At 62.6% G+C, this 12,024-nt stretch carries 6 protein-coding genes; 4 read left to right on the plus strand and 2 right to left on the minus strand.

Annotated elements, in window-relative coordinates:
- Positions 1 to 57: 57 nt before the first annotated feature.
- On the minus strand, positions 58 to 6,468 hold the full coding sequence (locus tag AEQ63_RS04855) for a non-ribosomal peptide synthetase (RefSeq protein WP_064361991.1): 6,411 nt from the start codon (positions 6,466 to 6,468) through the stop codon (positions 58 to 60).
- Between the two features lie 474 nt (positions 6,469 to 6,942).
- Between AEQ63_RS04855 and AEQ63_RS04860 the strand changes: the two genes are divergently transcribed.
- From AEQ63_RS04860 to AEQ63_RS04875, 4 genes are all read left to right on the plus strand, one after another.
- A complete protein-coding gene (locus AEQ63_RS04860; RefSeq protein ID WP_064361992.1) occupies positions 6,943 to 7,737 on the plus strand; it encodes a helix-turn-helix transcriptional regulator in 795 nt (264 codons plus the stop codon).
- A 23-nt stretch (positions 7,738 to 7,760) separates the two neighbouring features.
- On the plus strand, positions 7,761 to 9,173 hold the full coding sequence (locus tag AEQ63_RS04865; RefSeq protein WP_330219469.1) for an efflux transporter outer membrane subunit: 1,413 nt from the start codon (positions 7,761 to 7,763) through the stop codon (positions 9,171 to 9,173).
- Between the two features lie 156 nt (positions 9,174 to 9,329).
- Complete coding sequence (locus AEQ63_RS04870) at positions 9,330 to 9,935, plus strand: SCO family protein (RefSeq protein WP_016774221.1); 606 nt, start codon at positions 9,330 to 9,332, stop codon at positions 9,933 to 9,935.
- Positions 9,935 to 10,414 (plus strand): copper chaperone PCu(A)C, encoded by a 480-nt coding sequence (locus AEQ63_RS04875; protein WP_064361994.1) that lies wholly within the window; start codon positions 9,935 to 9,937, stop codon positions 10,412 to 10,414. Before AEQ63_RS04870 ends, AEQ63_RS04875 begins: the two co-directional genes overlap by 1 nt.
- A gap of 417 nt (positions 10,415 to 10,831) precedes the next feature.
- On the opposite strand, the gene AEQ63_RS04880 is transcribed toward AEQ63_RS04875, so the two are convergent.
- Complete coding sequence (locus AEQ63_RS04880; RefSeq protein WP_064361995.1) at positions 10,832 to 11,848, minus strand: ABC transporter substrate-binding protein; 1,017 nt, start codon at positions 11,846 to 11,848, stop codon at positions 10,832 to 10,834.
- Positions 11,849 to 12,024: the final 176 nt, after the last annotated feature.

Genomic DNA, 12,024 nt, shown 5'->3' on the forward strand with positions numbered 1-12,024 from the left:
ACATGGGAAGCCGGGACAAGCCCCGCTCCGCACAGCAGCGCAGACGCCCTGGCGCGGTCAGATCCGCCGCTTGCGGTTGAGCTGCGGAATGGTGGTGGGCGCGATGTCGACCTTGTGCGTCTGCCGCGAGGTCTGCGCCGCCAGTGCCGCCAGCGTCGGCTGGCTGAACAGCGTGCGGGCGTCGACGTGCAGCCCGGCCTGACGCATGCGTGCCACCAGACTCACCGCCAGCAACGAATGCCCGCCCAACTCGAAGAAATTGTCGTTGCGCCCGATCTGCTCGATGCCCAGCGTCTCGGCCCAGACCCGCGCCACGGCCTGTTCGAGGTCGCCCTCGGGCGCCACGTAGGCGCGGCTGAGCAGGTGTTCGGCGCCGGGGGCCGGCAAGGCCTTGCGATCAACCTTGTCATTCGGCGTCAGTGGCATCGCCGCCAGCAGCACGAAGGCGGCTGGCACCATGTACTCGGGCAATTGCTGCAAGACATGCTCACGCAGCGCTTCGATGGCAGGCGCCGGGTGGCCTTCGCCCACGGTGAAATAGGCGACCAGGCGCTCATCGCGCACCAGCACCACGGCCTGGCGCACGGCAGCATGCTCGAGCAGCCGCGCTTCGATTTCTCCCGGTTCCAGACGCAGGCCGCGCAGTTTCAGCTGGAAGTCGGTGCGGCCGAGAAACTCGAGATTGCCGTCTGCCTGATAGCGCACCCGATCACCGCTGCGATACAAGCGATCACCCGCCACAAATGGGCTGTCGATGAAGCGTTCGGCCTGGACCTGCGGCAACTGGTGATAACCGCGGGCGACGCCAACGCCTGCGATGTGCAACTCGCCGCTGACGCCCAGTGGCACCGGCTGATCGTTGCGATCGAGCACATACAGCCGCGTGTTGCACAGTGCCTTGCCGATCGGGATGACCCGCTCGGGCAGCGGTTCATGGGGTTCGAGGGTCCAGGCGCTGCTGTCGACCGTGGTTTCGGTCGGGCCGTACACATTGTGCAGGCGCACCCACGGCAAGCGGTCGCGCACGGCACGGACCATGGCGATGGTCAGGTCGCCGCCGCCGCAGAACACGTCGGTGAGGCTGGTGCAGCTGCTGACGTCTTCCTGCTCGAGGAACTGCTGCAACAACGCCGGGACGAACTTGACCACGCTGATGCGCTGTTCACGAATCACTTGCGTGACGTAGGCCGAATCGCGGTTGCCGTCGGGGCGCGCCAGCACCAGGCGCAGACCGGCGCTCAACGGCCAGAAAATCTCCCATACCGAACTGTCGAAACTGAACGGCGCCTTTTGCAACAGCGCGCCGTCCTCGGTTGGCGGGCGGATCTGCGAGCCCCAGTGCATCAGGTTGCAGACACTGCGATGCTCGATCATCACGCCCTTGGGCGTGCCGGTGGAGCCCGAGGTATAGATCATGTAAGCCAGATTCGCCGCACTCAGGTCCGCCACCTGCAGATTGTCGCTTGATGCCTCGTCCCAGGTGCTGCGGTCGAGGTCGACCACGGTTACATCCGTGTCACGCAGCAGGTCGCGGGTCGCTGCATGCAGCAGCACTGCTGCCGGAGCACTGTCGCGCAGCATGAATTCAAGACGCGCCAGCGGATAATCCGGGTCCAGCGGCACGTAGGCGCCACCGGCCTTGAGAATCGCCAGCAGGCCGATCACCAGTTCGAGACTGCGCTCGACACAGATCGCCACCCGCGCATCGGGTCCCACGCCTTGCTCACGCAGGTGACGGGCCAGACGGTTGGCCTGTTCGTTGAGTTCCCGCCAGCTCAGTTGTGCATCGCCGGCCTGCAACGCGATTGCATCCGGCCGGCGTTGCACCTGCTGCTCGAACAAAACGTGGAGCGGTTGCTCGAGTGGGCAGTCAACTGCGGTGGCGTTGAAGCGGGTCAGCAACTGGTCGCGCTCTGCCGGTGACAGAATCGGCAGTCGGCTCAGCGGCAGATCCGAGTCATGCTCCAGTGCCTCGATCAGCCCGCCCAGGGCCGTGTGCATGTAGTCGCCGATGCGGCGCGCGCCGATGCTGGTCACGGCTCTGGCGGTCAACTGCAAACCATCGCCAAAATCGTCGACGCTCAGGGTCAGCGGGTAGTTGGTGCGTTCTTCGTTGGCGAGGGTTTCGATGCCCTGCCACTGCGGCCCTTCTGCCTGGCCGAGCTGCCGCTCGCTGTGGCGATAGTTGAGCAGTGCGCTGAACAGCGGCATCGGCGCGACCACGCCGCTGCAGCGCTGGGCCAGTGCCAGCGATGCGTGTTCGTGCCCGAGCAAACCGGTCAAGCGCCGGTGGGTCGCCTGCACGGCGGTTCGCGCCGCAGCGTCGACATCGACGCGCAACGGCAAGGAATTGATGAACACCCCCAACGCACGATCAGCGCCGGCGCCGCCCTGCATGCGGCCCATCAACACCGTGCCGAACACCACGCGCTCCTGCCCCGAGGTTGCCGCCAGTACCCGCGCCCAGGCCAGATGAATCAGGCTGGCGACGCTGACACCGAGTCGGCGCGCCTGCTGGCGCAGTCGGCCATCCAGTTCGCTGGCCAGATGTTGCTGCGATTCTTCGATACCCCGGCCATCGCCTTGTACGTCGTGCAAACCGAACGGCAAGGTCGGCTCATCGATATCGCCGAGCATTTCACGGAAGAAGTCCTCATGTTCCGCTTCGCTGACGCCCAGCCGCGCTTGCGCCACATAATTGCGGTACGGCACCGCCGGCGGCGGAGGCTCGCGCAGTCCGGCGAGGCTGGCGGACATTTCTGCGCGCAGTACTTCAAGGGCTATGTGATCGAGCGCGAGGTGATGGAACAGCAACACGCCGACCAGCCGCGAGTTGGCGGGATCATGGGCAAACAGCAAGCGCAGCAGCGGTGCCTGACTGACGTCGAGGCGATAGCGTCGGGCATCGAAGCGCTGATGCAATTGCTCAAGAACGTCGCCTTGGGCAGGATCGATTTCGATCTCCTGCAGCGGCAGTTCGGCGTGGCGCAGCACCACTTGCACTGGCGTGACCAGCCCCTCCCAGACCACCGCGGTGCGCAGAATGTCGTGGCGCGCCATGACCGCACGCAAAGCGTCGGCGAAGGCCTCGACGCGCTCCAGACTGGCAAACGCCAGATGTGATTGCAGCAGGTACGGATCGCCCTGCGCGGCGGTGATGTGGTGATAAAGGATGCCGTCCTGCAACGGCGCCAGCGGGTAGATATCCTGCACGTTGGCCGCGCCGCCGGGCACGCTGGCGACAACGCGATCGAGAGTGGCCTGATCCAGCTCGATCAGCGCCAGCATGTCGGGGCTGATCGCGGTGCAACCGGCGGCAATGCGATTGGCCGGCACTTCGATTTCTCGTCCACTGCCAACGGCCGCCGCCAGTGCGGCGAGCGTCGGTTGGCCAAACAACACGCGCACATCACAAGTCATGCCGAGCTGACGCATACGTTCGATCAGGCTCACTGCCAGCAGCGAGTGCCCGCCCAGTTCGAAGAAATGATCGTGGCGCCCGACTCGCGCTACTTGCAAAACCTCGGCCCAGATCTGCGCCAATGCGCTTTCCACTTCGCCCTGCGGCGCTTCATATTCACGGCGTATCAACGCTTCAGCGCCCGGGGCCGGCAAGGCCTTGCGGTCGATTTTGCCATTGGCGGTCAGCGGCATCGCCGGCACACGCACGTACGCCTGCGGCAGCAGGGCACTGGCCAAATGCGCTTGCAGAAAGGTGTGCAACTCAAGGACTTGCACCGGTCGGCGTTCGCTGAACCACGCCAGCAACTGGCCGTCCCGCGCCAGCACCACTGCCTCCTGAACCGCGTCATGGCGACTCAGCGCGGCCTCGACTTCGCCCGGTTCCACACGCACACCACGGATTTTCACCTGATCATCGCTGCGCCCCTGATATTCAAGGGTGCCGTCGGCGCGCCAGCGCACCAGATCGCCGCTGCGATACAGGCGCGCCGCCGGGTCAGTACTGAACGGGTCGCGCAGAAAGCGTTCGGCGGTCAGCTCCGGGCGATTCAGGTATCCCCGGGCAATACCGGCGCCGCCGATGTACAGCTCGCCGGTAACGCCGATCGGCAGTGGCCGCTGCTGTTGGTCGAGGACATGCACCGTGGCGTTGCTCACTGGTCGGCCGATATGCAGCGCTCGTCCTGGCTCGATTCTGCCGAACGTCGCGACCACAGTGGCCTCGGTCGGGCCGTAGTTGTTGATCACCTCGAATGACTGCGCACGATTGAACTGGCGTAGACGATCGCCGCCGATCAACAGGGTGCGCAGGGTCGGATGCTTGATTTTGCGGCTGAAGACATATTCGGCGACGGGCGTGGGCAGGAAACTCACATCCAGCGGTTGCGAACGCCACCAAGTCAGCAGCGCATCGATGTCTTCGCTGCCTTCACGGGCCGGTGCCAGATGCAGGGTCGCGCCAGCACACAGGGCCGGCCAGATTTCCCAGGCCATCGCGTCGAAGCCGAATCCGGCGAGGCTGGAGGTGTGCTGGCCGGGGCCGAGGCTGAAGGCCTCACAATGCCAGTCGATCAGATTGCCCAACGTGCGATGCTCGACCATTACGCCTTTGGGCAGGCCGGTGGAGCCGGAGGTGTAAATCACGTAGGCGAGGTTGGCCACGGTCAATCCCGCCACTACCGGGTCGGCCTCGTTGGCGGTCGGCCAATCAGGTTGATCAAGGGCAATCACCGGCACCTGCAGCAGGGGCAAGCGAGCGCGCAAATCACTGTGGATCAGCACGGCCAGCGGTGCGCTGTCCGTCAGCAAATAGCTCAAACGCTCGCGCGGCTGCGCCGGGTCGATCGGCACATAAGCGGCGCCGGCCTTGAGCACAGCGAGCAGTCCCGCCAGCGTATCGAGCCCGCGCCGGGCGACCACGGCGACGCGATCATCGGGTTTTACCCCGAGTTCAAGCAGATGTCGGGCGAGGTCATTGGCTTGGCTGTTGAGTTGGCCATAGGTAAGTTGCTGCCCTTGATAAACAGCAGCGATGGCGTCAGGGCGCTGGTCTGCTTGCGCGCTGAAACGCTGGGCAATGGTCTGGCCCTGCGGAAAATCCATCCGCGTGTCGTTCCATTGCTGCAACAGCTGCGCTTCGTCTGCGGTGCTCAGACCGAACTCTGCCGTCGACACCGCCGGTTGCTCCAGCCCCTGCTCGAGGATCAACAGCAACCGTGCGCCCAGCGCTTCAACTTCCTGGGCATCGAAGTACGCCTGGTCGTAGACCAGATGCAGCCAGGCCTGAGCGTCGAAGCGATTGCTGCGCAGATGGATCGCCAGCGGTGTGGCTTCGTGGCCGTTGGAGACTTTGACGGTGCGCGCCGAGGCCGCGCCGTAGCGGTAATCGTGGTCGTCCTGCTCGTAGGACACCGATACTTCGAACAATTGGGCGCGGTCCTCGCGCAGCAAGCCGAGCGCGCGATTCATTTCACTCAGGGAAAACCGCTGATGGCGCAGATCCTGTTTCAGCTGCGCGGCGATGGCTTGCACCAACTGCGCAAATGGCAAGTCCCGAGCAAAATCCAGGCGCACCGCGCTGACCTGGGCGAACAGGCCGAGGGTGGTTTTGAAATGCGCACCGGAGCGGTTGAGAATCGGCAGGCCCGCCACCCAATCGTCGCGTTGCGCGGTGCGGCTGAAATACACGTGCAAGGCCGCCAAGAAAACATGAAACGCCGAAGCGCCATGCTGTCGCGCCGCTTGCTGCATGCGCTGATGCAGCAACTCGGGCATGACTTGCACATGTGCCTGCGCCGCTCGCGACACTTGGCCGGAATCCTGACGATGGCGCGGCAGGAGCAACGGCTCCGGCGGCGTCCGGTACTTGTCCAGCCAATAGGCGCGATCGCGGGCGTGCCGATCCGAACCCTGATAGCGCGCGTCGTCGGCAATGAAATCGACATAGGACGGCGCCGAAAGGGTCGCTGGTTGTCCCTCGCTCAGTGCACTGTAGATCTCGCCCAGCGACTTGAGCATCTGGCCAAAGCCCCAACCGTCGAGAATCAGGTGATGGGCCTGGGTCGCCAGCCAATGACGCTCTTCGTCCAGACGAATCAGACAGAAACGGAACAACGGCTCGCCGTCCAGGCGATAGACCTGCTGCATTTGCTGCTTTACCAACGCCTGCGCCGCCGCTTGCGCATCGTCCAGCGCCGATAGATCAAACAGCGGAACGGCCACCGGCATCGTCGAGGCGAAAGTTTGCAGGGGCATGCCATCGGCGCCGGCGCCCGGCAACAGGACGGTGCGTAACGCATCATTGTTGGCGACCAGCGATTGCAGCGCTGCCTGCATGACCGCTGGGTCTAGCGGGCCATTTAGCTCTACGTATCCGCCAATGTTGTACAGCGGCGAATCACCGCGACTGAGTTGATCGAGCCAGATATCTCGTTGGGCGGCGGTCAGCGCAAAGGTTTCGCGAGGCACGGACAGATCGTCCGCTGCGGGAGCAGAAGTAGGCTGCATAAGATCCATCTCATGTGATTTGCCGGATATTCAAGCATCGGCCCCGTTTACGGGATGACACCTGAAACCCGGACAAGCGCAACGCTTCCCTGCCCCACTCGCCCTGCCCCCCCCGAACTCAGGCGCGCCGCGCCCTGCTTGCTGAAGCAACGACTGAAAAATCTGTAGGAAAAACACCATTTCGCGGTAGCGCTTTTCGCTGGGCAGTCGACGCCGGGAAGACTTCATCTGCCGATAATCCGGGCGTTCGGCATGACTCATCAGTCACGCACGCCGATTGAGCGCAGCCGCCTGCCATCAGCATCTCAGCGGAAATAGTGGCACTTTGTGTCCCTGTTTTCCCCTACAGACGCAGGACAAATGCATAGGATTAAATTCCGCTGCAGCTCAGTTCAAGGAGAAATGATTGCGCGGTGACGTGTGCATGAACGGTAGACGAAGCGGTGATGACTCTGAACCAGGGATGAGAAGGATATGAATCTGACCGGCAGTATTCGCAACATGGAAAACCCGCACTTCTACTGGCAACTTGGAGAGTTGATAGCCAGCACCGGCGACGATCATTTCGCCAGCAACATGTTCCAGTTGGTCGACACATTGGTGCCGGTCAACCGCCTCGACCTCAGTGAGTGGACGCTGGATGAGCGTCAGGCCAGCGTGGTCGAGATCAAACCGCTGGGCTGTGCGGGCCTGTCTTCGGCTGGCGAATGCCATGCAGCGATCGAGCGCCCGGACGATCATCCGCTGTTGCAGAAAATGATCGAGATGAACGACTCACTGCTGATCCAGTTGAAAGCCTCCTTGCTGCCACGCCATCCGCAACACGGCGTGCATCAATGCAATCTGGTGTCACGCACGTCCAATCGCCGGTGTGTGATCTCGGTGTACCGGCCGCATACCCAGCGGGTGTTCTCCCTGCCGGAGCTGGCGTTTCTGAAAAGCCTGTCCGACACCTTGCTGCCGCTGATCGAGCGGCACGCGCAAATGACCCGACAAAGCCTCGCCCGCTTGCCTCGCCCGGCGCTGGCCGAGCTGGAGCAGGCGCCGCTGGCGCAGGTCTTCGATGAGCGGCTGGCGTTGAGCACCATTGTCCTGTCGGCCCGCGAGAAGGAAGTCTGTCTGGGTCTGCTGACCGGCGCCACCGTGCCGCAAATGGCGGAAAAACTGCGGGTCAAGAACAGCTCGATCGAGACGTATCTCAAGCGCGCTGCCGCCAAACTGGGTGTCAGCGGGCGACATGGCCTGGCAAAATGGATGGCCGGCGCTTGAACCCTTCTCGACCTTTACCGCATGTGCAGCCGAAACGCAGGTGTTCGAGCTTACGCCTTCCCCTACTGTGCACGGCTCTACTCATGGCCGGGTGTTCGCTGATCCCTGATTATGAGCGACCGCCGTCGCCAAGCGCCGCGCAGTACCCGGTGGCGACCCAGCCGACCACGAACCGCGAAGACTGGCACACGCTGTTCAACGACCCGGCCCTCAAGCAACTGATCGAAACCGCGCTGAGCAATAATCGCGACCTGCGCGTGGCAGCGCTGAATGTTCAGGCGTTTCAGGCGCAATACCGCATTCAGCGCGCCGACCTGCTGCCGGCGGTGTCGGCCAACGCCAACGAGTTGCGCCAGCGCCTGCCGTCCAGCGTCACCGGCGGCCCGGCGCAAATCACCTCGGCGTACACGGTCAATCTGGGCATCAGTGCTTATGAGCTGGATCTGTTCGGTCGGGTGCGCAGCCTCAGCGAACAAGCGTTGCAGAGCTGGCTCGCCACTGAGCAGGCGCGACGCAGTGCCGAGCTGAGTCTGGTGGCCAACGTTGCCAGCGCCTATCTGACCTGGCGCGCCGATGAGCAATTGCTGGAATTGAGCCGCGACACCCTCGCCGCGGACGAGCAGAGCCTGCACCTGACCACGCGCAACCGTGAGGCTGGCAAGTCTTCGGCGCTGGAACAGGCGCAGGCGCGGACCAGCGTCGACAGTTCGCGGGGCAATCTGGCGCGCTATCAGCGTCTGGTCGCCCAGGACCTGAACAGCCTGACCTTACTGGTGGGTGCGCCGGTACCCGAGCAATTGCCGGCGCTGCCACTGGCCAGTGAGCTGGTATCGCCGCTGCCGGCCGGGCTGCCGTCGGATCTGTTGCAACGGCGCCCGGACATTCTCCAGGCCGAATACCGGCTCAAAGCCGCCAACGCCAACATCGGCGCGGCGCGCGCAGCGTTTTTCCCCAGCGTGAGCCTGACCGCCAGTGCCGGCACCGCCAGTCGCGATCTCTCCGGGTTGTTCAGCGCAGGCTCCGGCGCGTGGACGTTCCAGCCGCAGATCAGCCTGCCGATCTTCAATGCCGGCAGCCTGCGGGCGAGTCTGGACTACGCGCGGCTGCAAAAAGACGTGGCCGTCGCCGAGTATGAAAAGTCGATCCAGACGGCGTTTCAGGAAGTCGCCGACGGACTGGCGGCGCGCAGCACCTATGCGCAGCAACTGCAGGCCCAGCGCGATCTGGTGCAAGCCACGCAGGACTACTACAACCTGGCGCAGAACCGTTATCGCAACGGCGTCGACAGCAGCCTGACCTTTCTCGATGCGCAGCGTTCGCTGTTCACTTCGCAACAAGCCTTGATCAGCGACCGCCTCGCGCAACTGGTTGCAGAGGTCAATCTGTACACCGCGCTGGGCGGTGGCTGGCAGACGGAGGAGCCGGCGCTGCGCTGATCTTCGGTCATTTCTTCTTACACCTTTTGTCGCCCGATCCGGCACCGCGCGGCGATCGGCGGCCGGCGATCAGCCTCAGTTTGCTATCATGCGGCGCTTTTACGGTTAACCCCCCGCCAGTCCTGCCGACTTGCGGGCTGCAAAAGGCGGTATTAGATGACGGCTTTGTTGACTCGCCGCAAGGTACTTGCGGGAATGGGCGTGCTCGGGCTCGGCCTGCTCGCCGGTTGCGATACCCGTGGCCAACTGTCGTACAAGTACGGCAAGGATCTGAGCGACAAGATCCTCGGACGCACCTTCAAGCTGAAGAACCCTGAAGGCGAAACCATGTCGCTGTCGAGCTTTCGCGGGATGATGCCGATGATCTTTTTCGGCTTCACCCAATGCCCGGCCGTTTGCCCCACCACCCTGGCCCGCGCCGCGCAGATCAAGAAACTCATGGGCCGCGACGGCGACCGCCTGCAAGTGGTGTTCATCACCCTCGATCCCGAACGCGACACGCCGCAGATCCTCGACGCCTACGTCAAAGCCTTCGACCCGAGCTTCGTCGCGCTGTACGGCACGCTTGAGGAAACCAAGGCCACCGCCAAGGAATTCGACGTGTTCTACGAAAAAGTCCCGGCCGGCGACACCTACACCATCTCCCATACGTCCACCAGCTACGTCTACGACTCGCGTGGTGAGTTGCGCCTGGGCCTGTCCACTTCGCTGACAGCCCAAGAGTGCACGGAAGATTTGCTTACTGTTATGGAGGTCTGCTGATGCATCCCGTTCTGAATCACCTCAAACGCACCGTATGTGCACTGTCCCTGCTCGGTCTGGCCTTCCAGGCGTCCGCGCAGACCAAAGTCGACGACGCCTGGGTCCGTGCAACCGTGCCGACCCAGTCCGCCAGCGGCGCGTTCATGACCGTCACTGCCGACAGCGACAGCAAGCTGCTCAGCGTCGCCTCGCCACTGGCCAAGGACGTGCAGATTCATGAGATGAGCATGAAGAACGACGTCATGACCATGGGCCCGGTGAAGTCGGTTGACCTGCCCGCCGGCAAAGCCGTGAGCTTCGACCCGAACGGCTACCACGTCATGCTGATGGGCCTGACCGGTCAGTTGAAGGAAGGCGAAAGCGTGCCGCTGACCCTGACCGTGGAAAACGCCAAGGGCGAGAAAGAAATCATTGAGGTCAAAGCACCGGTTCGCGCGCTGACCAACATGGGCGGCCACGATCACAGCAAGACGCATTGATCGCTGACGGACATGCTGTTCGCCTGGCAGAAAAACCTGTGGGAGCGAGCTTGCTCGCGATGGCGTCAGGTCAGGCAAATCACCTGTGGCTGAAACTCCGCTTTCGCGAGCAGGCTCGCTCCCACAGTAGTGCCGGGTGATGCCCCATTTCGCATCCGCCACAAATCCCCTGTAGGAGCGAGCCTGCTCGCGATCACGGTGTGTCAGTCACGAAAATGTCGAATGACCTGTCGCCATCGCGAGCAGGCTCGCTCCTACACTAGTTCCGGGTGATGCCCCATTTCGCATCCGCCACAAATCCCCTGTAGGAGCGAGCCTGCTCGCGATCACGGTGCGTCAGTCACGAAAATGTCGAATGACCTGACGCTTTCGCGAGCAGGCTCACTCCTACAGTAGTTCCGGGTGATGGCCGATTCCTCAACTCCCCGCGCCACCATGCGCCTCTTCAAAGAAGTAATCCTTCCAGCTCGCCGCCTTGTTTTTCAACACACCCAGTTCCTGCAATTTCTCGGCATAGATGAACGTGCGTTGCGGTACGACGGTGAAGTCGATTTCCGGGTCTTTGACGATTTGCTCGACCAGGGCCAGCGGCAGTTTCGATTGTTCTACGCGGATATAGGCCTGGGCGGCGGCGGGTTTGTCGGCCTTGATGATCTTCTCGGCTTCAGTCAGTGCGTCGTAGAACGCCTTGTAGGTTTTCGGGTTTTCGTCGTGAAATTTTTCTGTGGTGTAGAGCACGTTGAACGTCGCCGGGCCGCCGAGGATGTCGTAGGAACTCAGCACTTTGTGCACGTTAGGGTTTTGCAGCGCCTGATACTGAAACGGTGGGCTGGAGAAATGCGAGTTGATTTCCGAGCCGCCGGCGATCAGCGCGGCGGTGGCGTCCGGGTGCGGCAGGCTGACCGAAATGTTATCGAATTTCTTGAACTGGTCGTCGCCGAATTCCTTGGCGGTTTCGATCTGCAGCGTGCGCGACTGGAAGCCTACGCCCGCGGCTGGCACGGCGATGCGATCCTTGTCGCTGAAGTCCTTCAGGGTTTTGATGTTCGGGTTGTTGGTCAGCAGATAATTGGGCATCGAGCCCAGCGCGGCGATGGCTTTGACGTTCTGTTTGCCCTTGGTGCGGTCCCACACGGTGAGCATCGGCGGCACGCCGGCCGAGACCACGTCCAGCGCCCCGGTCAGCAGCGCCTCGTTCATCGCCGTGGCGCCGGAAATGCTGTTCCAGTCGACCTTGATCTCCAGGCCTTGGGCCTTGCCGTGTTTCTCGATCAGTTGTTGATCGCGCACGACGTCGAGAATCAGGTAACCAATGCCGAATTGCTGGGCGATGCTGATTTTGCCTTCGGCCTGAGCGCCGCTACTAAACAGCGCACCCGCTGCCAGAGTGGCGGCCAACAGAGTCAGCGCAGAACGTTTGAACGGTGTGGCCATGACAACCTCGCAGCATGGGGGTGGGCTGAAAGGCCTGACTTTATAGCTATAAAAAATAGAAATTAAATATCTTTATCGCATATCGATAGCACTGAGCGGTTTGCTGTCTGTTGCGTGGATATCGCGACAGGCGGACGTACTTACAACAGTCTGAAACAAAAAACTGCGCTGACTGT

Source organism: Pseudomonas sp. RIT-PI-o (genome assembly GCF_001297215.1).
GTDB lineage: Bacteria > Pseudomonadota > Gammaproteobacteria > Pseudomonadales > Pseudomonadaceae > Aquipseudomonas > Aquipseudomonas moraviensis_A.

Excerpts from the sequence above, each read along its gene's own strand:
- AEQ63_RS04855 (WP_064361991.1), bottom strand. The coding sequence starts at position 6,468 with ATGCAGCCTACTTCTGCTCCCGCAGCGGACGATCTGTCCGTGCCTCGC.
- AEQ63_RS04860 (WP_064361992.1), top strand. The coding sequence starts at position 6,943 with ATGAATCTGACCGGCAGTATTCGCAACATGGAAAACCCGCACTTCTAC.
- AEQ63_RS04870 (WP_016774221.1), top strand. The coding sequence starts at position 9,330 with ATGACGGCTTTGTTGACTCGCCGCAAGGTACTTGCGGGAATGGGCGTG.
- AEQ63_RS04875 (WP_064361994.1), top strand. The coding sequence starts at position 9,935 with ATGCATCCCGTTCTGAATCACCTCAAACGCACCGTATGTGCACTGTCC.
- AEQ63_RS04880 (WP_064361995.1), bottom strand. The coding sequence starts at position 11,848 with ATGGCCACACCGTTCAAACGTTCTGCGCTGACTCTGTTGGCCGCCACT.